Source organism: Streptomyces sp. col6, assembly GCF_008042035.1.
Taxonomy (GTDB): Bacteria; Actinomycetota; Actinomycetes; order Streptomycetales; family Streptomycetaceae; genus Streptomyces.
In genome coordinates, this window is record NZ_RDBL01000010.1 from 1 (window position 1) to 23,788 (window position 23,788).

Here is a 23,788-nt window from a genome sequence, read left to right on the forward strand (position 1 = left end):
AGGGTGTGTTCGGGGCGAGGTTCGGGCATGCGGGGCCTCCGGGAGGGGAGCTGGGGCATCGGTCAGCCCTTGACGGCGCCGGCGGCGAAGCCGGAGGTGACATGGCGCTGGAGCAGCAGGAAGACCACCAGCGCGGGCAGGGCGAACAGGGTGGAGGCGGCCATCGTGGCGCCCCAGTCGGTGCCGAAGGTGTTCTGGAACGAGGACAGCCAGACCGGCAGGGTGCGGCTGTCCTGGTGCTTGATGATCAGGAAGTTGGCGTACGCGAACTCGTTCCAGGCGGTGATGAAGCCGAACAGCGAGGTGGCCATCAGACCCGGCGCGAGCAGCGGCAGCGCCACCTTCCGGAAGGCGCTGGTCCTGGTGCAGCCGTCGACCTGCGCGGCCTCCTCCAGCTCCGGCGGGATCGTCCCGATGAAGCCGCGCAGCACGATCACCGAGAACGGCAGCGTCACCATGAAGTAGACGAGGGTCAGGGTGGGCAGCCGGTCCAGCATGTCCGTGTCGCGGGAGATGATGTAGATGGGAATGATCAGCGACTCCCAGGGCGCCATCTGCGCGATGAACACCATGAGCATGAACTGCCGCCGCCCCTTCCAGCGCAGCCGGGCCACCGCGTACGCCGAGGCCAGCGCGACCACCAGGGCCAGCAGGATCGAACTCACTGTCACCAGAAGGCTGTTGCGCCAGAACATCCCGAAGCCGTCGGCCTGTACGGCGGTACGGAAGTGGTCGAGGGTCCAGGTGTGCGGGAAGAGCTGCGGGTCGGTCGACTGGATGTCCTTGGACGGCTTGAACGCGGTCGAGATCATCCAGTACACGGGGAACAGACAGACCAGGACGGTCAGCGTGGCGGCGGCGTTCAGCGGCAGCCGCCGCAGACGCGCGGTACGGGCACGGCTCATCGGATCTCGTCCTCCTGGCGGAGCATCTGGCGGAAGTAGAGGACGAGCACCCCGGACATCAGGACCACGGTGACCATCGAGGCGGCCGAGCCCAGGTCGTAACGCTGGCCGGCGAGCGCGGTCTGCACCGCGTACACGGGCAGGATCGTGGTGGCGTCACCGGGGCCGCCCCGGGTCATCACCCAGATCTGGACGAACGCCTTGAACGTCCAGATCACCTCCAGCGAGAACACCAGCAGGAAGATCGGCCGGAGCACCGGGAGGGTCACCGAGCGGAAGATCCGGGCCGCGCTCGCCCCGTCCAGCCGCGCCGACTCGTACAGCTCGGCCGGGACCGTGGTCAGCGCGGAGTAGATCGTGATCGCCGCGAACGGCACCGACTGCCACACGACCAGCAGCACCAGGATGGAGAAGGCGGCGGTGCCGTGCGCGAACCACGGATAGCGGTCGAACGAGGAGAAGCCCGCACCGGTCAGCAGATGGTTGACGATGCCGAACTCGGAGTGGAACAGCCACTGGAAGACCGTGGTGGCCGCGATCACCGGCATGGCCCAGGCCAGCACCAGCGAACTGAGCACCACCGTCCGGGCGATCTTGCCCAGCCGCTCGGTCATCAGGGCGACCAGCGTCGCGATCGCCATGATCAGGACCACGTTGACCGCCATGAACAGAAAGGTGCGCCGGACCACCTCCCAGAACCGCGGATCGGTCAGCAGCGTGCGGTAGTTGCGCAGCCCGACGAACTCCGCATCCCCCGTGATCAGCTGCCGCAGCCGGAAGTCCTGGAGCGAGATCAGGACCGCCCGCAGCAGCGGATAGACCAGCAGGTAGAGCATGCCGCCGACCGCCGGAGCGATCAGGGCGTACGGCCACAGGCCGCGCGGTTCCCCGGACCGCCGCCGGCGGGGCGGCGGTCCGGACGTGCCGGGAACGGCCCGGCGCTTGGGACTGGGGGGTGCGGTCCGTTCCCGGATGACCGACACGGCACGCCTCCTCTCGGGGGTCTGGACGGATGAGCGGATGGGGGGATCAGGAACCGGAGTTCATGGCCCGGGTGATGTCGGCGGACGCCTTGGCGGCCTCCTTCGCCGGGTCGCCACCCGTGAGGACGGCGGTCATGTAGTCCTTGATCGGGTTCTCCGCCTCGACCGCCGCCCAGCTCGGGGTGTTGGGCGTGGCGTGGCCGTTCGCGGCGCCGACCGCCATCGCGGCCGCGCCCGGGTCGCCGGCCACCGCGGAGGCGAGAGTGGTCCGGTTCGGCACGTAGCTCATGGCGACGGCGAGCTTCTTCTGCCAGGCGTCACCGGTGAGTTCCTTGATGAAGGTGAGCGCGGCGTCCTGCTTGCCGGACGCGGTGGGGATCACCAGATCGGAGCCGCCGGTGAAGACGGCTCCCGGGGTGTCCGCCGTCTTGCCGGGGATCGGGAAGAAGCCGAGCTTCCCCTTGAGGTCCGGGTTCTTCTCGATGACCACGTTGGCGCCGCCCGGGGTGGAGATGACCTGGGCGACCTTGCCCTGGGCCATCACATCGGCCTGCGGCGGGTCGGCCTCGTCGGCGTCCTTGGGGCCCTTGCCGAGCGCCTGGAGCTTCCCGTAGAACTCCATCCCGCGCAGCGCCTCCGGGGTGTCCAGGGCGCCCTTCCACTTCTCCCCGGACTCGGTCGCGAGGTCGCCGCCCTCGTCCCAGACGAAGCCGGCCAGGGCGTACCAGGTCTGGCCCGGCAGGTAGATGCCCTGGTTGCCGCCCTTGTTGAGCTTCTCGGTGGCGGCGATCCACTGGTCGCGGGTCTTGATGGTCTTCGCGTCGATACCGGCCTTCTCGAAGAGGTCGGTGCGGTAGATGACCACGCGGTTGGCCGCGTAGTACGGGATGCCGTACTGCTTGCCCTCGTACGCGCCCGGCTCGGCGAGGCCCTTGAGCCAGTCCTTGCCGTTCAGCTCGTCGACCTTGTCGCTGAGGTCGAGCAGCCCGCCGCTCTCGGCGAACTGGGCCACCTGGGTGTTGCCGCTCTCGATGACGTCGGGGGCGTCGTTGCTGGCGAGCGCGGCGGTGATCTTCTCGCCGATGCCGTCCCACTCCTGGATCTGGACCCGGGCCCGGATGTCGGGGTGCGCCTTCTCGAAGCCCTGGACGAACTCCTTCTGGAACTGCGCCGAGACGCTGTCGCGCATCAGCCAGACGTCGATGCTGGTCCGGCCGTCACCGGACGCGTCGGACGAGTCGTCGGACGAGCCACAGGCGCTGAGGACGGCGGCCAGCACGAGCGCGGACCCACCGGCAAGCAAGCGGTACTTCACGGTTCACCTCTGGGAGAACAGGACCTGACCACCTGACCAGTGAAGGCCGCTGGACAGCTCACCTCTTGTTGGTGGATGAAGGTGGCATAGACCTTTGGGAGCGTCAACCCCCTTGGTATCAAGGGATTTTTGCGATCTTCCGGAAAGACTGCTTGGAACCCGGAGTGCGATTGCGGTTACAATCCACCTGACCAGTGGCCAAGTTGGTTCGCCCGATCGGGCAAGTGGTCAAGGAATCAGGACGTCAGGAGGGGGCAGCACATGGACGCCGACGCATCGGGGACGGTGCTCAAACGGGAGCGGGCCCGTGACGCCATCCTGGAACTGATCGAGTCCCGGCGCCCCGGTGACGCCATCCCCTCGGAGCGGTCCCTGTGCGCCACGCTCGGCGTCTCCCGCCCCACGCTGCGCGCCGCCGTCGACGAGCTGGTGGCCGCCGGGCTGCTGGTGCGCGAGCACGGCCGGGGCATGTTCGTCGCGCCCGAGAAGATCACCCAGGAGCTGATATCGGCCGACCTCGCCCTGTCGGTCCCGCAGGCGGCCGGGGCCTGGTCGAGCCGGCTGCTGGAGTTCACCACGCTCCAGGCCGGCGCCCGGGTCGGCCGCAAGCTGCGCATGTCACCGGCCGCCGACATCGTGTACGTCGCCCGGCTGCGCCTCGTCGACGGCGCCCCCATGGCCATCGAGCATCTGCACATCCGTGCGGAACTGGTGCCCGGACTCTCCGCCGAGGAGCTGGAGAACGGCGACCTGTACGAGCACCTGCGCGAGCGGCACGACGTGCACGTCCACGAAGCGGTCCAGGCCATCGAGCCGACCGTGGTGACCCGGGCCGAGGCCCGTCTCCTGGACGTGCCGGAACTCTCCCCGGCCCTGCTCTTCGAGCGGCTGACCTCGGACACCACGGGCCGCCCCGTCGAGTACGTGCACTCGCTCTACCGGGGCGACCGCTACCGCATCGTCTCCCGGCTGGCGCTCGGCCCGGCCGCGGCCGTGGAGCCGGTGGAGGGCGGCCACCATCCGGGCATCCCGCCGGGCGACTTCGCGCAGCGCGAGCCGATCACGTCCTCGACGCGGGGGGACATCCAGTCCGGGGACTGAGGGGGAGGGCGGGGCGGTGGCCCGCCGTGCGCAGAGCCTCGCCGCCCAGGGGCGCCATCGCGTTGCGCCCTGTGCAATGACCGGTGCACCTCTTGCGGTGGCCCCCGGGGAGGGCCACTGTGGCTGACACATCCGACGCTACCGACCCCACGAGGTGCCTCGCATGACGTCCCCCACCAGCCGCCGCACCCTGCTCGGCGCCCTCCTCGCGGGCGGCGCCCTCGCCGCCGCCCCCAGCCTCCCGCGCCTGCCCTACGACGACCCCGCCACCTACCTCTCCCACCAGCTCTCCTGGCAGACCTGGCCCTACCAGGCCACCGTCACCCTCCACGAACCCGCCGACGCCGTCGCCGAGCGCCTCTGGCCCGGCATGGGCGTCCTGGAGGCCATCGACCCACACACCTGCCTCCTGCGCCTCGGCGCCGACACCATCCCCACCCTGGTCTGGATGATCACCTCCGTGGACGCCGACTTCACGCTCACCCACGGCCCACCGGAACTCGCCGACGCCCTGCACACCCAGGCCACCCGCTGCCTGAACGCCGTCCAAGGGCCCCCGCACACCACCTGACAACCTGAGCACGGCCCATGCCGAGGTGCTCGGAGTGCCGCGACCGCACGAAGAAGGGCCGGCACCCCTCACCCGCCACCGTCATGCGGATGCTGCGCGTGCCCTGTCCGTAGCCAAGGCACGGACCGGGGCTTGCCGCGTACTGCGGCGAGTTCGGCCTCGAGCGGGTTCGGGGGTACCACGAGGACGGGGCAGACCGCGTGGGTCAGGCAGTAGCGGGCCGCCGGCGCTCTCAGCCCGGGGAGCCATCTGCCGCGTGTGCCCGTACCCACGACCAAGAGGTCGTCGGTCGACTCGGCGGCTTCGACGAGTACTGCTCCCGGTTCGCCGCGCATGGCGAGCGCGGACAGGGGGACGCAGGGCTTCGCGACGGCGAACGCACCGCTGAGAACTGCACACAGCTCTCCGACAGCAGCCTCCTCGCACTCCCGGAGCAGGTCGGGGCCATGGACCGTGCGGCTGCCCAGTCCACCGCCGGGCAGTTGCCAGGCCAGCACGGCGCACAGGGCGGCGTCGCGTTCCTGAGCCTCGATGACGGCTCGGTGCAGGGCTGCCAGGCTTCCGGTGGAGCCGCTCACACCGACCACGATTCTCTGCCGCATTGTCCAGTCCCCCCATCGGTTCACTGTTCCGGATTTCATTGAACGGTGGCCGTCGTGCCGTGGGTGTCAGCGATCCGTATGGACTCGTCCCCCGCCGTCAGAGTCGCGTCAGGCGACAGGGCGGTGCGAGCCGTGACGGGCATAGCTTCGACGTCAGGCGCCGGGCAGTTGCCCGGCGCGGGCGCCTTGGAGGAATGCCATGTGTCTCTTCTCGTACGACGATGATCCCGACCCCGATGAACAGGCCCTGGCCGGGCTGCTCCTGTACGTGCCCGTCCGGCCGGAGGGCGCGGGCTCCGTGCTGAGACTGTTCCGTACACCGCTGGGGGAGCGCACCGCCGTCGGGTTCACCCGCCGGGACCTGATGATCGCGACGCTGGGTCCGGGCCAGCAGGCGATGGTGCTCGCCGAGCCGGCCCTGCGCGCGTTGACGGTGCCCCTGGGGGTCGGCCGGCTTGTCGTCGACCCCGTCCTCTCGGCTCGGGCGGTCACCGCGGAGTCGGTGGACGTGCCCGTCCGCGCGCTGTGACCGCGCTCCTTCCCACGCCTGCCCAGGAGTCCCGCCATGTCCGCACCCCTTCTCGCCCGCCTTTCCGCCGGTCCGGACGATCTGACCGTCTGGCCGGCCTCCACCGCCCGCCTTCCACAGGGCCACGTGAGCGTCGGCGGGGTGTCCCTCGCCGACGTGGCCGACTGCTTCGGCACCCCCGCCTACGTCGTGGACGAGGGTGAGATACGCGGACGGTGCCGGATGTACCGGGCGGCCTTTCCGCAGGCTGACGTGGTGTACGCGGCCAAGGCATTCCTGTCCCGGGCCATGGTCCGGTGGATCGACGAGGAGGGGCTGGGGCTGGACGTCTGTTCCGCCGGCGAGCTCGAACTCGCCCACCTCGCCGGGTTCCCGCCGGAGCGGATGGTGCTGCACGGCAACGCCAAGTCACCGCACGACATCGAGACGGCCCTGCGCGTCGGCGTCGGGCGGATCGTCGTCGACAGCCCGTCGGAGATTGCGAGGATCGCCGCGCTGGTGGGTCCCGCCGGGAGGCAGAAGGTGATGGTACGGGTGGTGCCCGGGGTGTCGGCCGGGGGGCACGAGAAAATACGTACGGGTACGGACCGGCAGAAGTTCGGCCTGTCTCTCACCGATGGGTCCGCCCAGCATGCCATCGCCCGGGTGCTCGGCCAGTCACAGCTTCAACTCACGGGTCTGCACTGCCACATAGGCTCCCAGATCACCGACATCAAGCCGTACCTGGTGTCCGTGCGGCGCATGGTCGGCCTGATGGCCCGAATCAAGGACAGTCACGGCGTCACCCTCCCCGAACTCGATCTGGGCGGCGGGCACGGGGTCGCCTACCGGCCGGGAGATCCCGCGCTCGACCCGACCGCCCTCGCTCGCCGTCTGAACGCGGACCTCGCCGCGAGCTGCGCGGTGGCCGGGCTGCCTGTGCCCAGGCTGGCCATCGAGCCGGGGAGGGCGATCGCGGGCCCTGCCGGGGTGGCGCTGTACCGCGTCCTCGCCGTCAAGCACACCGGCCCGAACATGTTCGTGGCTGTCGACGGTGGCATGAGCGACAACCCCCGGCCCGCCCTGTACGGCGCCCGTTACGCACCCCGTCTGACCGGCCGTGTCAGCGGCGCCGAGCCTGTGACGGCCATGGTCGTGGGGCGGCACTGCGAGGCCGGTGACGTGATCGCGAGCGATGTCCTCCTGCCCGGGGACACACGTTCCGGCGATCTCATCGCCGTGCCCGTGGCGGGTGCCTATCAGGTGTCCATGGCCTCCGCCTACAACCTCGTCGGCCGCCCGCCGGTCGTCGCGGTGCACGGGGGAGTGGCGCGCCTCCTGATACGGCGAGAGACGCAGGAGGACTTCCAGCGGCGCGATGTCGGCGCATAGGCTCGAAGGGAGGGCAGGACGCTCCGCGGTCGATGGTCAAAGGTGTGGGAGGCCTTCCAGCCGGGGCTGCTCGCCGGGCAGCATCCGAGTGTTCCGCCTACGGCACCGGTTGCCTCACGGGTCCTGCGTCCGGGCTGCTGATCACGTAGTTTCCGGGGCCGGGCCCACCCTCAGTCCCGGTTCGCCGTGCCCACAGGTCACAATGGAAGGGCTTCCATAAATTGCTGCGAGGGAAGGCCCACGACCATGGCTGAGGAACTGGCGCATCGGCACGCCACGCTTGACGAGGTGGCCGCGCTGGCCGGTGTGTCGCGGTCGGTGGCTTCCCGGGTGATCAACAATGCTCCCCATGTCAGCCGGGTCAAGCGTGAGTCCGTCGAGAGGGCGATCAGGAAACTCGGCTACGTTCCCAACCCGAAGGCGCGTGCTCTGGCCACGCGCCAGGCGGGGGCGGCCGCGCTCGTCATCTCGCGGGACGACCCGGAGGTCTTGACCGACCCGTTCTTCGCGCAGGTCATCGCCGGGGTGGCGGGCGGCCTGGAGGAAGCCGACCTGCACATGATGCTCTGCGTGGCTGCTACGGCGCGCGGCCGGGAGCGGGTGGAACAGCTCGTGCGCTCCCGTGTCGTCGACGGGGTGATGCTGATGGCGTTGCACGAGGGCGACCCCTTGGCCCGGATCGCCCAGGAGAGCCGGCTGCCGGTCGTCTTCGGCGGGCGCCCGGTGGACTTCGAACCGCGCTGGTACGTCGACATCGACAACGTCGGCGGCGCGCGGGATGCGACGGATCACCTGCTCGCGCGTGGGCGGACGCGGGTCGCCACGATCTGCGGTCCGCTGGACACCGAGGTGGGTGATTCCCGGCACCGTGGCTACCGGGAGGCCATGATGCTCGCCGGCCTGACACCTCTTCCGCCGGAGGAAGGGGACTTCTCCGAAGCCGATGGGGCTGCCGCCATGGCGCGGCTGCTGGAGGCGCATCCGGATCTGGACGGGGTGTTCGCGGCCAATGACAACATGGCGGCGGGCGCGTTGCGCGCCCTGCGTGCAGCCGGCCGGCCGGTGCCTGGGGATGTGGCCGTGGTGGGGTTCGACGACCTCGCCGTCGCGCGGATCGCCGATCCCGCACTCACCACGATCCGTCAGCCCATTCGGGATCTCGGGCGCGAGATGGCCCGGATGCTTGCCGGGCTCATCGCGGGCCGTACCGCCAGCCCGCTGATCCTGCCCACCCAGTTGGTGAAGCGTTCCAGCACCTGAGGGGCCTTACGAGCCGTCCTCCGGGAAGCGGCAGTGGGATGTGAACGGGGTGTGAGTGGCGCGCGGCCGGCAACCGCCGGCCGCCGGAGGCGGCCGTGGCGGGGAGTGAGTGTCGGCTGCCTGCCCGGAGGCGGGCCGCGCGCCACCGTTCATGGGTGATCGCCAGGATTCGGCTTCCGGGCCGGATCACCTGTTGTGCGGCCCGGTGAGGGCCCGTTCATCCCTTGACTGCGCCGTGCATGATGCCCCCGACGATCTGCCGTCCGAGCAGGCCGAAGACGACCAGGACGGGCAGGGTGCCCAGGAGGGTGCCCGCCATGACCACGGACTGGTCCTGGACGTAGCCGCCGCCGAGTTGGCGCAGGGCGACCTGCACGGTGGGTTCCTGGGAGGAGAGCGCGATGATCGGCCAGAAGAAGTCGTTCCAGGCCGTCATGAAGGTGAGCAGTCCGAGGACGGCCATCGCGGGGCGTGCGATGGGCACGACGATCCTCCAGAAGATCCGCGCGGTGGAGGCGCCGTCGACGCGGGCGGCCTCGATGAGTTCGTCGGGCAGCGACTGAGCGATGTACTGCCGCATGAAGAACACCCCGAAGGCGGAGACGAGGCTCGGAAGGATCACCGCCTGGAGCTGATTGGCCCACTCCAGCTTCGCGATCACCATGAACAGGGGGATCACACCGAGCTGCGGCGGAATCATCATGGTGCCGACGGTGAACGCGAGCAGCCCGTTGCGTCCCTTGAAAGGCAGCTTGGCGAAGGCGAACCCCGCGAGGGTCGAGCACAGCACGGTACCGACGGTGATGGAGCCCGACACGATCAGGGAGTTGAAGAGGGCCTTGCCGATATCCGCCTGTTCCAGGGCCAGTTGGAAGTTCTTCAGCAGATTCGGCCCGGGGATCAGCGTCGGTGGGGTCTTCGCGATGTCCGCGTTGGAGCGGCTGGCCGCCACGATCGTGTAGTAGAAGGGGAAGGACGAGACCAGCACGGCGAGGATCAGGAAGCCATAGGTGGGGCGGCTGCCGTGCATGGTGCGTCCGGCGCCGCGCTTGCGCCCTGCGGGCCGGGACCCGGTGGACGCGGACGGCCGCGTGGGGTTCGCTGATTTCGGATCGGCGAAGGTGGTCATCGGCCGGCCTCCTTCGCAAGGCGTCGGCGCGCGAGCAGGGCGTTGGCCCCGACGAGCAGCAGGATGAGCAGGAACATCACCCAGGCGATGGCAGCGGCCCGGCCCAGGTGGAAGAAGGACCAGCCCTGCTCGTACATGTACAGGCCCAGAGTCTGGTACTGGTGCGTGATGCCGCCGCCGGGATTGCCCTCGAACAGGAGCGGCTCGCCGAAGAGCTGGGTGGCGCCGATGGTCGACATGATGACCGAGAAGACGATGGTGGGCCGCAGCCCCGGCAGCGTCACGTGCAGGAACTGCCGCCAGCGGGAGGCGCCGTCCATTTCGGCCGCCTCGTACAGATCGCTCGGGATGGACTGCATGCCCGCGAGGAAGATCAGTGCGTTGTAGCCCGTCCAGCGCCAGACGACGATGCACGAGATGGCGATCTGGGAGGCGATGGTCCCCGTCTGCCAGTCGACCGGACTCACACCGACGAGCCCGATGACGTAGTTGATCAGCCCGAAGTCGTGGCCGAAGAGCTGGGCGAAGACCAGTGTCGCGGCGGCCACCGAGGTGGCGTACGGCATCAGCATCATGGTGCGGAAGAAGGTGCGTCCGCGCAGCTTGTAGTTGAGCAGGTGCGCAAGGCCCAGCGCGATCATGAGCTGGGGGACGGTGGACAGCACACCCAGGGTGAAGGTGTTGCGCAGGGCGCCCCAGAAGAACGGGTCGGTGAAGATCGCGGTGTAGTTGCCGAAGCCGCGCCACTCCATGTCGCCCGGCGTCTGCAGCTCGATCCGGTACAGCGAGATGAACGCGGTGTAGATCAGCGGGAAGAGACCAAAGGCTCCGAACAGCAGGAAGAACGGGGCTATGTAGGTGTACGGCGACAGGGCGCGCCAAGCGCGGCGCCCGGGTGGAAGGTGTGGGTTGCGCGCCTGCCGCGCCCTGTGCAGTGCCGGGACGGGCGCGGCAGGCGAAAGGCGTGAAGCCGGGGGCCGGGCCGGGTCAGGCACGGCCCGGCCCCCGGGGCTCGGTCAGCCGATGGCGTTGTCGATGCCCTTCTCGGCGTGCTCCCAGGCCGTGTCCGGCGACGTGCCCTTCTTCTCGACCTCGAACAGCGCTGCGGCGAACTGCTCCTGGATGTCCATGTCGTGCACTCCGAGCACCTGCACCGGAGCTTCCTTGGCGGCGTCACCGAAGATCTTCCCGATCGGCGCGCCCGAGAAGTACGGGTCCTTGGTGCCCGCGACCTTGGCGATGGCCGGGACGCTGGAGGGGAAGTTTCCGATCTTGTTGAACAGCTTGGCCTGCTGCTCGGGCGCGGTCAGCCACTCGATGAGCTCGTAGGCTTCCTTCTTGTGCTTGGCCGCCTTGGGGATCGACAGATAGGAGCCGCCCCAGTTGCCCGCGACGCCGGGCATCTTCGCGATGTCCCACTTGCCCTTACCGGCGTCGCCCGCCTGGCCCTTGATGTAGCCGAGCATCCAGGCCGGGCACGGCAGAGTGGCGAACGAGCCCGCGGCGAACGCCTGGTTCCACGGCGGCGTCCACTGGGCCAGCTTGGCGCTCAGGCCCTCTTGTTCGGCCTTGACCGAGAGGTCCCAGGCTTCCTTGACCGCCGGGCTCCTGTCGTAGATGAGCTCGCCGGAGGAGTCGTAGTAGCGCTCCTTGTACTGGCCGGCCACGTTGGTGTAGATGCTGCGGACGCTGTCGATCCAGGCGGTCTTGGCGGGAGCGTTCTTCATGTACTGCTGACCGAGGTCAAGGTAGCCGTCCCAGGTGGACCACTTCTTGGCGAGTTCCTCGCGGTCGGTGGGCAGTCCGGCCTTCTTGAGCAGGTCGGTGCGATAGCAGATGGCGCCGGGCCCGTTGTCCGTGCCCAGGCCCATGATCTGGCCGCTCTTGCTGGTCGCGGCGCCCCACTTGGCGTCGGTGAAGTTCTTCTTGAGCTTGTCCGCCCCGTACTGGGTGAGGTCCTCGAACTTGTCGCTCTGCTGCTGGGCGACCGAGGCGATGCGCCCGACCTCGATGCCCTGGACGTCGGCGAGGCCGCCGCCACCGGCGAGGCGGGTCTGCAGCGCCTTCCAGTAGTTGCGCTCCTCCTGGGTGTCGCTCTGCTTGATGGTGATGTTCGGGTGGCTCTTCTCGTACTCCTTGTAGAGCCCGGCCTCCTTGAAGCCGAACGTGCCGAACAGGTCGACGGTCAGGGTGACCTTGCCGTCGCCGGCCTGGTCACCGGTCGAGCCCGATCCGCAGGCGGCAAGCAGTGTGCCTGCCACTGCGACAGCGCCCAGGCGGACGAGGGTCCTTCTCGCGGCTCTTGCTATGGACATGGGAAGCCTCCTAGGACTTCGTCTCGGGTGGGTGTGGAAGCGCTCCCAAACGCTGGTGCACTCAAGACGTGATGAAGATGCGGGTGGGGTGGAGGAGATCTAGCGCCCGCGGTGGGCGTTCGCGGCGTCCCGCAGCCACAGCGCACTCTGCTTGGGAGTGCGGCGCTGGGTCGCGAAGTCGACGTGGACGATGCCGAAGCGCTTGTCGTAGCCGTAGGCCCACTCGAAGTTGTCCATCAGCGACCAGGCGAAGAATCCCCGGACGTCCGCTCCGGCCTCGCGGGCCCGGCCCACCGCGGCGAGGTGGCCGGCCAGGTACACGGTGCGGTCGATGTCCTCGATGCGGCCGTCGGCATCGGTTCCGTACACCGAGTCGTCGAAGGCCGCCCCGTTCTCGGTGATGTAGACCGGGATGCCGGGGTAGTCGCGGCCGATGCGTGTGAGCAGGTCGGTCAGGCCCTGGGGGTGGATCTCCCAGGACATCGCGGTGACGGGCCGGTCGGGCTGGGGGACCCGGGTGGTCCGGCCCGGCTCGTCCCCGGCGGCGACGACGTCGCTGAGGTAGTAGTTGATCCCCAGGAAGTCCAGTGGCTGCGCGATGACGTCCAGGTCCCCGGCCTCCACCGGCACGTTGACGTCGAGCCCGGCCAGGTCGTCGAGCACGTCCTGCGGATACTGCCCGCGCAGCACCGGGTCGAGGTAGATGCGCGCACCCATGCCGTCCGCCCGGCGGGCGGCGTCCAGGTCGGCGGCCGAATCGGAGGCCGCGTACACCTGGGACGGGTTGAGGGTGATGCCCACCCGCACAGGCGTGGGCACCACGGAGCGGATCCGCTGGACGGCGAGGCCGTGTCCGAGGTGCAGGTGGTGCACGGCACGGATGGCGGCCCCGAAATCCTTGCGGCCGGGCGCGTGGCAGCCGATGTGGTAGCCGAGTATCGCCGAGCAGAACGGCTCGTTGAGAGTGATCCAGTGGCGCACCCGGTCGCCGAGCCGTCCGGCCACGAGCTCCGCGTAATCGGCGAAGCGGTGGGCGGTGTCGCGCTCGGGCCAGCCGCCGGCGTCCTCCAGCTCCTGCGGCAGGTCCCAGTGGTAGAGCGTGGCCCAGGGGGTGATGTCCTGGGCGAGCAGTTCGTCCACCAGGCGGTCGTAGAAGTCGAGGCCCTTGTCGTTCGCCGGGCCGCGGCCGCCGGGCTGGACGCGGGGCCAGGACAGCGAGAAGCGGTAGGCGTCCAGGCCGAGGCCGGCAAGCAGCCGGACGTCTTGCGGCATCCGGTGGTAGTGGTCGCACGCCACGTCGCCGTGGTCGTCGTTGTCGATGACGCCGGGGGTGTGGCTGAAGGTGTCCCAGATCGACGGCGTACGCCCGTCGATGTCGACCGCCCCTTCGATCTGGTAGGCCGACGTAGCGGTTCCCCAGACGAAGTCCGCCGGGAGGCCGGGAAGTTCGAGGGCGGGAAGGGGCTGGGGAAGGGGCCGGCCGGAATCGGCCGGTCGCAGATCGATGCTCATGGGGTGCTTCTCCAACAGCGGTGAGGAACGGAGGGGGCCGCCGAGTTCGTGGCTTCAGAATGGGCGGCAAGTTGGGAGCGCTTCCAGAAAGATGGGGCGAGGTTCCTCCTTTGTCAAGGGCCTGTGTGTGGGCATTCGTACCCTCGCCGACTCGGGACCCACGGGATCGGGCGACCAGTTGTGCCTGTTCATCCCAGGTTCTCGCAGGGCACATCCGGGGGTGCCTGCTGGATCGACTTCACCTTCATGAATCGCTCGCGGCTTGACACCGTCGGATCGCCTACGCATTCTTTGGGAGCGCTACCAGAAGAGCGCCCTGTGAAAGCCGGTTCACGGCCCTCAACCCAGCCGCAGCATGGCGCTCACCGCCGCGCGGCCCGCCCTGCTCTTCCCCACAAGGAGTGCGTCGTGCCCGAACCGTCCGCGACCGGCCGCCCGACCCTGGAAGCGGTCGCCGCCCACGCGGGAGTCTCCCGCTCGACGGCATCCCGCGCCATCAACGGTGGAACCGGTGTGCGTCCGCAGGTCATGGTCAAAGTGGAAGAGGCCATCAGAGAACTGGGATACATCCCCAACCGGGCGGCCCGGACCCTGGTCACCCGGCGCACCGGGAACATCGCGGTGCTCATCGCCGAACCGGAGGGCCGCATCTTCTCCGATCCCTACTTCGGGCTCCAGATCCGCGGCATCAGCAAGGAACTGGTCGACAACGACCTCCAGCTCGTCCTCCTCCTCGCCGAAGGCGCCGGCGACCACGAACGGATCGACCGCTATCTGGCCGCCGGTCACATCGACGGGGCGCTGGCCTTCTCGGTGCACCGTGACGATCCGCTGCCCGGCCTCGTCCGACGCCTCGGCCTGCCGACGGTCTACGGCGGCAGGCCCCACTGGACACCGGTCCCCGGTGAAGCGGCCCTGGCCTACGTCGACGCCGACAACCGCGGCGGGGCAAGGGACGCCGTGCGCTACCTCGTCTCGCAGGGGCGCCGGCGGATCGGCCACATCGCGGGCCCACTCGGCCTGGCAGCGGGGGCCGACCGGCTGGACGGCTACCGGGATGTGCTGTTCGACGTTGACCCCTCGCTCATCGCGCAGGGCGACTTCACCGACGAGGGCGGTGAGCGCGCGATGGCCGTACTCCTGGACCGCCACCCCGGCCTGGACGCGGTCTTCGTGGCCAGCGACCTCATGGCCAAGGGCGCCCTGCGCACCCTGCGCAGACGCGGTCGCACGGTGCCGGGCGACGTGGCGGTCGTCGGGTTCGACGACCTCACCTCCGTGTCCGCCTGCACCGATCCACCGCTCACCACGGTCCGCCAGGACATCGAGGGCATGGGTCGCACGATGGCCCGCCTGCTGGTGCGCAAGCTGCACGAGCAGGACACCGGAACACGCGCACAGACCACCGTCATCACACCCACCACGCTGATTCGCCGCGGGTCGGCCTGACCGGGCGAGTGGGTGGGCGGCGTCCACGACCGGTGAGCCGGCCGGCGCGCATGTGCGGCACACGGCTTCTTCAGGACGGTGGGTGAAACAGCCCGGCCCGCCTTCTCCCACCGAAGGCAGGCCGGGCTTGTCCATGGGGGCGGGCGTCCAACCGTCCGACGCCCGCCGGCCGAGCCCGGCTACCGGCCGGTGTTGAAGGTGAGCGCGGGCTTCGCGTTCCTGGCCAGGGTGTGCGCGAAGTCCGGCCACCACGCGCCGGCCGCCGGGTCCTCGATGCCGTACTCCGGGTCGACGGGGCCCGCCGTGCCCCGGCGGCAGCTTCCGTCCGACTCCCCGATGGTCTTCACGTACAGGTAGGCGTCGGCCAGTGGCCGGCCGGTGTCGGCGGTGGGCCGCGCACCGATGCCGCGTCCGGGCGCGTTGCACCAGGGTTCGGCGTCGGAGTACTTGCCCGCCGGCGGGATCCAGGCGCCGAGGCCGTTGCGGCTGTTGTCCAGGACGTAGTGCGTCAGGTTCTTGACCGGGGGGCGGCCGACGGTCCGGTCGAACCAGGCGTCGGTCCACTTCCAGGTGGACGGATCGTAGAAGTCCACCGCGTTGCCCGGCTGCCCGTCATTGGGGGCGGCCGCCGAGTAGTACTGGCTTGCACACGTATCGGTCCTGCCGCGTGCCTCCTCGGGGCCCTCGGTGGTGTACCAGACGCACTTGGAGACCCAGGTGGCATACCGGTTGAGCTGGTCGGTGGGCTGGTAGTTGGAGACGTTCAGGGCGAAACCCTGGGTCTTCTCCAGGCCGGCCTTCACCAGCCGTCCGGCCAGTTCGCCGACCGGCTGCCAGTTGCTGCTGCCGCCGTCCAGGTACACGGACGTCCTGGGCTCGGCCTCCATGAGGTCCACCGCGGTGCGGATGTTGGCGTACCGCTCCTCGGTGCGGGTGCCGTCCGCGTCGCCCTCCGGGCAGTCCTTCGGCAGCAGCGCGAGCCCGTCGGGCTCGACCACGACCACGGCACGGCCGGTGCCGATGCCGTCGGCCACGCCCTGGACCCAGTCGCGATACTCCTCGGGGCTGTCCGCCCCGCCGGACGAGTAGAAGCTGCAGTCGCGGCCGGTGACGTTGTAGAGGACGAAGACCGGAACGGTGCCGGTGACCTTGGCCGCCCGCATCTTCTTCCCGACTACCTTCTGGATTTCGGCGGGTGTGCCGTAGTCGAGCCAGATCGCCTGCGGCCAGGAGGCGAGCTTCGCCATCCGCAGGGCGTCGTCGACCTTGCCGGCCTTCAGGTCCGCGACCGCCTGCTGGGCGGCACCGGCCTTGGGGTCGACGTAGAAGCGGGTGTCCTTGGGCAGCGTATGGTCCGCCGCCGGAGGACGGGGCGCGGCAGTGGCCTCGCCACCGGCCAGGGCGCCGGCGGTCAGTGCGGCGCAGGCGACCGGGACGAGCAACCGTCGCACTCTGCTCATGGGGTGAAGTCTCCTTCGTGCGGGAGGGTGAGCTGATCTTTGGTGTGTGGGTACGGAAGCGCCGGGCGAAGGACCGGCTGTACGGGCTCTCTCAGCGTGACGCGGGCCGCGGCACGGACGGTGGCGCAGGACGGGCGAGTACGCCCTACCGGCACCGCCAACTGGGAGCGCTTCCAGAACGGAGTGCATGCAGCACTCCCGGGGCCACATGCTGGGGCCGGTGTCGCGGATATGTCAATAGACGTTCCTTCCCTTGCCGTTCAGGCCTCTCTGACGTGCCGGTACTGTGGAAGTGGTGTTCGCGGAGCGGCACTTGTCCGGCCTGTCTGACGTCGCCTGAGGTGCCTCGGCGTGAACGGAAGGTTTCCTCCGTACTTCACCGAGCGGCCCCGGTCTCTTGTCGTGCTGTTGATGCGCTGCTACTTTTTGGAAGCGGTACCAGTACCCCCCGCTCACGGCGCGCCACTCATGCGCCGAATGCACATGCCAGGCGTTGTCCGGGTGTCAGCTGCGCCCTGTTCACCGCCGGCGGCCTGTGCCGCACCGCGTCTCTCGGGTCCCCACCGGTGGCGCACGGAAGATCGTGGTCGAGCGGTGCACTTCCCAGCACCACCACAGGCGTCCTCCCCCCGCACAGTTGTGCCGTCAGTGGACGCCGAGCCTGTCCCGCACATGGGTTTCACGGCACATGCTCCGAGCCGCACGCCTCGATGGATGGTGCGCCCGGATTCTGACTGCCGCATTCGCGCCCCAAGGAGGCCGAAATGCAATCACGCAGAACATCCCGCCGGTTCCGCAGGTACAGCTGGCTACTCGCCCCGCTCGCCACCCTGGCCCTGATCCTGAACCCGCTGTCCAGCCCCGCGTACGCCGCCGGCGGCAGCTTCACCGACAACTTCGACTCCTACAACACCGGCCTCTGGAGCAAGTCCGACGGCTGGTCCAACGGAGGCATGTTCAACGCCGGCTGGCGTGCCGACCACACCTGGTTCAACGGCGGCGTCATGGGCCAGAACCTCGACACCGCGAGCTGCCCCTCCGGCTGCTCGGGCAAGCCCTACGCCTCCGGCGAGTACCGCACCAACGACCTGTACTCGTACGGCCGTTTCGAGGCACGACTCCAGGCGGTCAAGAGCTCGGGCACCGTGACCGGGTTCTTCACCTACACCGGACCGAGCGACGGTCAGCCCTGGGACGAGATCGACGTCGAGATCCTCGGCAAGAACACCACCCAGATGCAGACCAACTACTTCACCAACGGCGTCGGCGGCCACGAGACCCTGATCAACCTCGGCTTCGACGCCTCCGCCGGCTACCACGACTACGCCATCGAATGGTGGAACCAGGGCACCATCAACTGGTTCGTGGACGGCAAGCTCGTCCACCAGGAGAACGGTTCGCGTGGCCCGCTCCCGACCCGCCCGATGCGCATCATGGCCAACCTGTGGCCCGCCACCGGGGTCGACAGCTGGACCGGCCCGTTCACCTATCCGGGCGCTCCGCTGACCGCCCGCTACGACTGGGTCAAGTACACCAAGTACTGAGTCCGGGGTGCATGAGGTGAGGCCGGCACGGGATGTGATGTCCTGTGCCGGCCTCGCTGCCGGCTCACCGGCGGTGCCGGGCCGACGGACTCCGTGTCCCGGCGGCCGGCAGCCCGGCGAGCGTGTCCAGGGCGTCCGCGACCGGGGTGGGGTCCAGAGGGCCGACGTGTGACGCCCCGGGGAAATCGTGTACGCGGAAGCGGTTGCCGGGTGTGGACGCGTCGGCTTCCGCGATCATCCGGTCCTGGAGCGCGGTGGCGATCGTACGGTCCCTGCCGAAGCGCAGATATGTGCGGGGAACGCGTCCCCAGTGGCCGGCCCGGCCGACCGCCCGGCCCGCATAGGCGGCGACGGGCTCGTCGGTCTGCATACCGGCCAGGATCCGGCGGAAGCCGGCGTCGGGGTGGTCCGCGCAGATCATCTCCTTCAGGAGGGCCAGCTCACCGCTGACACCCGTACGGAAGTTCAGCCGCAGTACCCCGAGCCGGTCCGGGTCGCCCACCGTCAGTTCCACCGGGCTGACGGCGTCCGCGTTCTCGGGTGCCGCCGTGCAGGCGTCCGCCGTGGGCAGGACGCGGCTGGGACAGAAGGCCGCCATATAGCAGATGTGGTGAAGCAGGTGCGGAACGGCATCGGCGACACGGCTGACCGACACGCCTCCCAGGCTGTGCCCGACCAGCACCACCGGGCCGTTGCGCGCGGCCTGCCGCACGACGCCCGTGACGCGCGCCTCGTAGTCGTCCAGACCGAGGCCCTTCAGCGGGGAGGGCTCGACCGCCATCGCCGCGAGGTCCTGCCGCTGGTACGACTCCGCCACGAAAGCCTCCGCGCCGTGCAGTGGCTGGTCCACCATGACGACGCGGTGGCCGCGCAGCGCCAATTCCCGCGCGATCGGCATCCAGAACGCGCCGGCGCTGTGGGTGCCGTGCACCAGCACGTAGGTCACGGGTCCGCCGCGCGGGGCCGACGCGGCCGGCGAGGTTCCGAGGCCGGTGGCCAGCGCCACGCCCCCTACCGTGAGTCCCAGCCCACGCAGTGCCGTCCGCCGGGTGGCGCCTTGTCGTTCTTCGTTCGTGTGATGCGTCATGAACACCACGCTATGAAGGGCCTGTTCGGCCCACCAGCGGTTCAGCACCCCAGCGGGGGTGGACCCAGAACCACCCTGAACCTCCGGCGGCGGAACGAAGCCGAGCGGACCATGACCGGCCGGTTCACCGACGATGCGGAGGCCGCGTTCCGCATCGGCGGGATCGCGGACGCGGAGGACCCGTCCCTGGTCGCCGCGGGGCCCCGGCCGGGCGCCTCATCCGGTGACGATGCCCATGACGAGGTTGATGACCGTGGCCAGGATGCTCGCCCCGAAGACGTAGGACAGCAGGCAGTGCCGCAGCACGATGGCGCGCAACCGCGCTGTGGAGACGTTGGTGTCGGAGACCTGGTAGGTCATGCCCAGGTTGTAGCTGAAGTAGAAGAAGTCGCTGTAGCGCGGTGACTGCCGCGTGTTGAAGTCGATGCCGCCGCCCGGCTCCGCGTAGTAGAGGTACGCGTAGCGGGTGGCGTACATCAGATGGAGCGCGGCCCAGGCCATGAAGACGCCGCACAGCGCCGTCGCGGCTCCCGCGTGGCTCAGGCCGGAGTCGCCGACCAGGAGCAGCAGCACGATGGCGACCAGGCCACCGAGCGCCGCCGCCACGACGGCCACTTCCTCCAGGACCGGCCGGAACTCCTCACGTCCGGCGTTGCGCCGGGTGGCGGCGGCGTCCATCGGCCACAGGACCAGCCAGCCCGCCACGACGAACAGCGTCAGCGCGGTGGCGATCCCGGCGAGGGCGCCCAGCGGCACGCCCGAGGCCACGGCGACGCCCGCCCCGACGCCCGCGCCGACCACCGCGGCGCAACTGAGACGGGGAACGGCGGAGAGCAACGGCTGACGGTTCACGACCTCGTCCCAGCCCTCGTGGAGGCACGGCCCGGCGCCGCCCCTGACGTCAGACTTCAGGAGACAGGGCGGCGGAGAGGCCTGCAAGCCGACTGCGCCGAACGGGACGCCACGGCCTCCGTACTCCGGGCGGGCCGCCGGCCGCCCGGGGCGCGGTGCCGTCCGGGGTGTCGGGCCCCGCGCGGCCCGGCCGCCTGCCGCAGGATGGGCGTCGGGCGGGCGATCGCCTGTTCCCATGAAGCCCGGAAGGACCGAAGCCCCGTGCCCGAGTCGCAGCCCGTCGTTGTTCCGCCGGCCAGAGCCACCGTCTTCCTCGTCGCCACCGTCGAGCCGGGCGGTGAGCAGACGGTCCGGGGCGTACTGGAGGACGTGTCGGCTCTGCGGCGCTCGGTCGCGTTCCGGTCTCCCGGTGATGAGCTGACCTGCGTCGTGGGCATCGGCTCGCAGGCCTGGGACCGGTTGTTCAGCGGTCCCAGGCCGCGCGATCTGCATGAGTTCTTCGAGCTGAACGGTGAGAAGCACCGGGCGCCCGCCACCCCCGGCGATCTGCTCATCCATATCCGTGCCGAGCGTGCGGACCTCTGTTTCGAGCTGGCCCGGCTGTTCATGGACCGGCTGCGAGGCCAGGTGTCCGTGGTCGACGAAGTGCATGCCTTCAAATACTTCGACGAGCGCGATCTCCTCGGTTTCGTCGACGGCAGCGAGAACCCGGAGGGCCGCCTCGCCGCCGAGGCGGTGTTCGTCGGGGACGAGGACCCCGAATTCCGGGGCGGCAGCTACGTGACGATCCAGAAATACCTGCACGACCTCACCGCGTGGAACCGCCTCCCCACCGGCGAACAGGAAAAGGCCATCGGCCGCACCAAGGCGGACAACGTGGAATTCCCCGACGACCTCAAACCCGAGGACGCGCACATCGCGCTCAACACCATCACCGACGAGGACGGAACCGAGCGCAAGATCGTCCGCGAGAACATGGCGTTCGGCACGGTGGGAGAGGGGGAATTCGGCACCTTCTTCATCGGGTACGCACGGACCCCGGACGTGACGGAGCACATGCTCCGCAACATGTTCCTCGGTACGCGCCCCGGCCTGCACGACCGGATCCTCGACTTCTCGACCGCCGTCACGGGGTGCCTCTTCCACGTCCCGACCGCCGACTTCCTGGACGACCTGCCGCCGGCCCCGTAGGCGTCACCTCTCCGAGCGCGGTTGCGAGTGCCGGGGCGCCGCGTTTGGCTGGTAGGAAACGCCGCGCATTGGAGTCGCCATGTCGATGTCCTCGTTCGGATTCGGTTCGGCAGATCCGTTCAGTGAAATGTTCAACCGTTTCTTCGGTACATCTCCCGCATCGTCGCCGCCCGCGGTTCAGCGCGTACCCATAGGGCGTCTGCTGTCCGAGTCCTCCCAGGAACTGCTCAACCTGGCCGCCGGAAAGGCGATCGAGGACGGGACGTCCGACCTGGACACGGAGCACCTCCTGTGGGCGACGACCAAGGTCGACCCCTCGCGGCGCATCCTGGCTCAGGCGGGGGTCGATCCGGATGCCTTCGCCGCCGAGATCGCCAAGGTTCTGCCACGCGAGTCCGTCGAACCGTCCTCGGAGCCGGGGCTGACACCGGCGGCCAAGCGCACGCTCACCGCGGCCTACTCCCACTCGCAGGCCGCCGGCGTGTCCTACATCGGGCCCGAGCACATCCTGGGCGCGCTCATCGCGGACCCCGACAGCGGCGCGGCCCAGCTGCTGGACGCCGGCGGGCTCGACCCGCGCAAGCTGGCCGGTGCCACGGAGCAGGCGGACCGGGCGGACGGCCCGGCCGGCGGGCAGGCGCCGTCCACGACCCTCGACGAGTTCGGCCGCGACCTCACCAAGGAGGCCAAGGCCGGCAAACTGGACCCGGTGGTCGGGCGGGCCGAGGAGATCGAGCAGACCGTCGAGATCCTGTCGCGCCGCTCGAAGAACAACCCCGTGCTCATCGGGGAGCCCGGTGTCGGCAAGACCGCCATCGTGGAGGGCCTGGCCCAGCGCATCGTGGCGGGTGAGGTGCCCGACACCCTCAAGGACAGGCGGGTCGTCTCGCTCGACCTGTCCGGCATGGTCGCCGGTGCGCAGTACCGCGGCCAGTTCGAGGAACGGCTGAAGAAGGTCATCGAGGACGTCCAGAACGCGGGCGGCGACATCATCCTGTTCATCGACGAACTCCACACGGTCGTCGGAGCGGGAGCCACGGGCGAGGGCTCCATGGACGCGGGCAACATGCTCAAGCCCGCGCTCGCCCGTGGGGAACTCCGGGTCGTGGGCGCGACGACCATCGACGAGTACCGCAAACACGTGGAGAAGGACGCGGCGCTCGAACGGCGCTTCCAGCCCGTACTGGTACCCGAGCCCTCGGTCGAGGAGACCGTGCAGATCCTGGAAGGGCTGCGGGACGCCTACGAGGCCCACCACCAAGTCCGCTTCGCCGACGGCGCTCTGGCCGCCGCCGCGGAACTCTCGGACCGCTACATCGGCGACCGCTTCCTGCCCGACAAGGCGATCGACCTCATGGACCAGGCCGGCGCGCGGGTGCGGCTGCGCAGCGCGAGCCGTTCCACGGAGGTGGTCGGCCGCGAGGACAGGCTCGCAAAGCTGAACCGTGAGAAGGACCAGGCCATCGCCGCGGAGGACTTCGACAGGGCCTCCGAGCTGAAGCGGGAGATCGCCGAGGCGGAGGGCGAACTCGCCGGGATCGAGGAGCGGCGCGAGGGCGTCGTCTCCGTCACGGCGAGCGACATCGCCGACATCGTCTCGCGCCGCACCGGCATCCCCGTCTCCCAGCTCACGGCGAGCGAGAAGGAGAAGCTGCTCAAGCTGGAAGAGGAGATGCACGCCCGTATCGTCGGCCAGGACGAAGCCGTCACCGCGGTCTCCGAGGCGGTGCGCCGCAGCCGTGCGGGCATGGGCGACCCGAACCGGCCCGTCGGCTCGTTCCTCTTCCTCGGACCGACCGGCGTCGGCAAGACCGAACTCGCCAAGACCCTCGCCGAGCTGCTGTTCGGCGACAAGGACCGGATGATCCGCTTCGACATGAGCGAGTTCCAGGAGAAGCACACCGTCGCCCGGCTCGTGGGCGCGCCTCCCGGATACGTCGGCTACGAGGAGGCGGGGCAGCTCACGGAGAAGGTCCGCCGCCACCCGTACAGCGTGGTCCTGTTCGACGAGGTGGAGAAGGCGCACCCCGATGTCTTCAACACCCTGCTGCAGATCCTCGACGACGGCCGGCTCACCGACGGCCAGGGCCGCACCGTGGACTTCCGGCACTGCGTCGTCATCATGACGTCCAACATCGGCGCCCACCGCATCCTCCAGCACGAGGGGGACGCGGCCGAGCTCAAGGACGAGCTGATGGAGGAGTTGCGGGGACGGTTCCTGCCGGAATTCCTCAACCGCATCGACGACATCATCGTCTTCCACAGCCTCACCGAGAACGACCTCGACCGCATCGTGGACCACCTCCTGGCCCGGAGCGAGCACCGGGTGCGCGCCCAGGGCATGGAGCTGGAGGTCACTGGGGCCGCGAAGAAACTGCTGATCGCGCACGGGCACCAGCCGGAGTTCGGAGCCCGGCCGCTGCGCCGCACGATCCAGACGGAACTCGACAACCGCATCGCCTCCCTCCTGCTCAGCGGCGACGCCGGGCCCGGGGACACGATCGTCGCCGACGTCGAGAACGACTCGCTGCACTGCACCGTCCGGCCGGGACAGACCGCCGGGAGCGGACAGGAGGACGCGGAACAACCGGCCACCACCGACTGACCCGCCG

Annotated in this window: 20 protein-coding genes; 9 read left to right on the plus strand and 11 right to left on the minus strand. The window is 69.6% G+C overall.

All coding sequences use genetic code 11. The features are described 5' to 3' along the window. Positions 1 to 62 precede the first annotated feature (62 nt). Genes EAO73_RS14975 through EAO73_RS14985 form a run of 3 tightly spaced genes read right to left on the minus strand, consistent with a single transcriptional unit; the run spans position 63 to position 3,203 of the window. Positions 63 to 905, minus strand: coding sequence for a carbohydrate ABC transporter permease (locus EAO73_RS14975; protein WP_147972038.1), 843 nt, complete (start codon positions 903 to 905; stop codon positions 63 to 65). Beyond that, positions 902 to 1,888, minus strand: a complete 987-nt coding sequence (locus tag EAO73_RS14980) for a carbohydrate ABC transporter permease (RefSeq protein ID WP_147972039.1) — start codon at positions 1,886 to 1,888, stop codon at positions 902 to 904. The genes EAO73_RS14975 and EAO73_RS14980 overlap by 4 nt, the downstream gene beginning before the upstream one ends. A 46-nt stretch (positions 1,889 to 1,934) precedes the next feature. Continuing rightward, positions 1,935 to 3,203, minus strand: coding sequence for an extracellular solute-binding protein (locus EAO73_RS14985; RefSeq protein WP_147972040.1), 1,269 nt, complete (start codon positions 3,201 to 3,203; stop codon positions 1,935 to 1,937). Positions 3,204 to 3,464: 261 nt separating this feature from the next. On the opposite strand from EAO73_RS14985, the gene EAO73_RS14990 reads away from it, so the two are divergent. Together EAO73_RS14990 and EAO73_RS14995 are read left to right on the plus strand one after the other, a co-directional pair. Next, positions 3,465 to 4,304: a GntR family transcriptional regulator gene (locus EAO73_RS14990; RefSeq protein WP_147972041.1), complete on the plus strand. Its 840-nt coding sequence runs from the start codon at positions 3,465 to 3,467 to the stop codon at positions 4,302 to 4,304. Positions 4,305 to 4,467: 163 nt separating this feature from the next. Then, positions 4,468 to 4,875 carry a WYL domain-containing protein gene (locus EAO73_RS14995; protein ID WP_191134081.1) on the plus strand — a complete coding sequence of 136 codons (408 nt, stop codon included), beginning with the start codon at positions 4,468 to 4,470 and terminating at the stop codon, positions 4,873 to 4,875. 68 nt (positions 4,876 to 4,943) lie between these two features. Here EAO73_RS14995 and EAO73_RS15000 read toward each other — a convergent pair whose 3' ends face one another. Further along, positions 4,944 to 5,477, minus strand: coding sequence for a universal stress protein (locus EAO73_RS15000; RefSeq protein ID WP_147972042.1), 534 nt, complete (start codon positions 5,475 to 5,477; stop codon positions 4,944 to 4,946). Positions 5,478 to 5,676: 199 nt separating this feature from the next. Here EAO73_RS15000 and EAO73_RS15005 point away from each other — a divergent pair, with 199 nt between their 5' ends. The 3 genes from EAO73_RS15005 to EAO73_RS15015 all read left to right on the plus strand — a co-directional run bounded on the left by EAO73_RS15005 (position 5,677) and on the right by EAO73_RS15015 (position 8,637). Next, positions 5,677 to 6,006 carry an SAV_915 family protein gene (locus tag EAO73_RS15005; RefSeq protein ID WP_147972043.1) on the plus strand — a complete coding sequence of 110 codons (330 nt, stop codon included), beginning with the start codon at positions 5,677 to 5,679 and terminating at the stop codon, positions 6,004 to 6,006. A gap of 36 nt (positions 6,007 to 6,042) precedes the next feature. Continuing rightward, positions 6,043 to 7,377: a diaminopimelate decarboxylase gene (gene lysA / locus EAO73_RS15010; RefSeq protein ID WP_147972044.1), complete on the plus strand. Its 1,335-nt coding sequence runs from the start codon at positions 6,043 to 6,045 to the stop codon at positions 7,375 to 7,377. 246 nt (positions 7,378 to 7,623) lie between these two features. Beyond that, complete coding sequence (locus EAO73_RS15015) at positions 7,624 to 8,637, plus strand: LacI family DNA-binding transcriptional regulator (protein WP_147972045.1); 1,014 nt, start codon at positions 7,624 to 7,626, stop codon at positions 8,635 to 8,637. A 217-nt stretch (positions 8,638 to 8,854) separates the two neighbouring features. Here the strand turns inward: EAO73_RS15015 and EAO73_RS15020 are convergent, their stop codons facing one another. The 4 genes from EAO73_RS15020 to EAO73_RS15035 all read right to left on the minus strand — a co-directional run bounded on the left by EAO73_RS15020 (position 8,855) and on the right by EAO73_RS15035 (position 13,593). Next, on the minus strand, positions 8,855 to 9,766 hold the full coding sequence (locus tag EAO73_RS15020) for a carbohydrate ABC transporter permease (protein ID WP_147972046.1): 912 nt from the start codon (positions 9,764 to 9,766) through the stop codon (positions 8,855 to 8,857). Next, the gene (locus tag EAO73_RS15025; RefSeq protein WP_147972120.1) at positions 9,763 to 10,701 is read right to left on the minus strand and encodes a carbohydrate ABC transporter permease; all 939 of its coding nucleotides are present in this window, start codon (positions 10,699 to 10,701) and stop codon (positions 9,763 to 9,765) included. Before EAO73_RS15025 ends, EAO73_RS15020 begins: the two co-directional genes overlap by 4 nt. An 81-nt stretch (positions 10,702 to 10,782) precedes the next feature. After that, entirely contained in the window at positions 10,783 to 12,081 is a 1,299-nt protein-coding gene (locus tag EAO73_RS15030; protein WP_147972047.1) for an extracellular solute-binding protein, read from the minus strand. A gap of 99 nt (positions 12,082 to 12,180) precedes the next feature. Then, positions 12,181 to 13,593 carry a GH1 family beta-glucosidase gene (locus EAO73_RS15035; RefSeq protein WP_147972048.1) on the minus strand — a complete coding sequence of 471 codons (1,413 nt, stop codon included), beginning with the start codon at positions 13,591 to 13,593 and terminating at the stop codon, positions 12,181 to 12,183. Positions 13,594 to 14,001: 408 nt separating this feature from the next. Here EAO73_RS15035 and EAO73_RS15040 point away from each other — a divergent pair, with 408 nt between their 5' ends. Beyond that, on the plus strand, positions 14,002 to 15,042 hold the full coding sequence (locus EAO73_RS15040; RefSeq protein ID WP_147972049.1) for a LacI family DNA-binding transcriptional regulator: 1,041 nt from the start codon (positions 14,002 to 14,004) through the stop codon (positions 15,040 to 15,042). 179 nt (positions 15,043 to 15,221) lie between these two features. On the opposite strand, the gene EAO73_RS15045 is transcribed toward EAO73_RS15040, so the two are convergent. Next, a complete protein-coding gene (locus EAO73_RS15045) occupies positions 15,222 to 16,484 on the minus strand; it encodes a glycoside hydrolase family 6 protein (protein ID WP_147972121.1) in 1,263 nt (420 codons plus the stop codon). Between the two features lie 782 nt (positions 16,485 to 17,266). Here EAO73_RS15045 and bglS point away from each other — a divergent pair. Beyond that, positions 17,267 to 18,046, plus strand: a complete 780-nt coding sequence (gene bglS, locus EAO73_RS15050; RefSeq protein WP_147972050.1) for a beta-glucanase — start codon at positions 17,267 to 17,269, stop codon at positions 18,044 to 18,046. Positions 18,047 to 18,110: 64 nt separating this feature from the next. Here the strand turns inward: bglS and EAO73_RS15055 are convergent, their stop codons facing one another. Together EAO73_RS15055 and EAO73_RS15060 are read right to left on the minus strand one after the other, a co-directional pair. Then, positions 18,111 to 18,983: an alpha/beta fold hydrolase gene (locus EAO73_RS15055; RefSeq protein ID WP_224756329.1), complete on the minus strand. Its 873-nt coding sequence runs from the start codon at positions 18,981 to 18,983 to the stop codon at positions 18,111 to 18,113. A 366-nt stretch (positions 18,984 to 19,349) separates the two neighbouring features. Further along, positions 19,350 to 19,985 (minus strand): DUF1345 domain-containing protein, encoded by a 636-nt coding sequence (locus tag EAO73_RS15060; protein WP_191134083.1) that lies wholly within the window; start codon positions 19,983 to 19,985, stop codon positions 19,350 to 19,352. Positions 19,986 to 20,246: 261 nt separating this feature from the next. Here EAO73_RS15060 and EAO73_RS15065 point away from each other — a divergent pair, with 261 nt between their 5' ends. Together EAO73_RS15065 and EAO73_RS15070 are read left to right on the plus strand one after the other, a co-directional pair. Next, on the plus strand, positions 20,247 to 21,176 hold the full coding sequence (locus EAO73_RS15065) for a Dyp-type peroxidase (RefSeq protein WP_147972051.1): 930 nt from the start codon (positions 20,247 to 20,249) through the stop codon (positions 21,174 to 21,176). Between the two features lie 79 nt (positions 21,177 to 21,255). Then, entirely contained in the window at positions 21,256 to 23,781 is a 2,526-nt protein-coding gene (locus EAO73_RS15070) for an ATP-dependent Clp protease ATP-binding subunit (protein ID WP_147972052.1), read from the plus strand. Positions 23,782 to 23,788 lie beyond the last annotated feature (7 nt).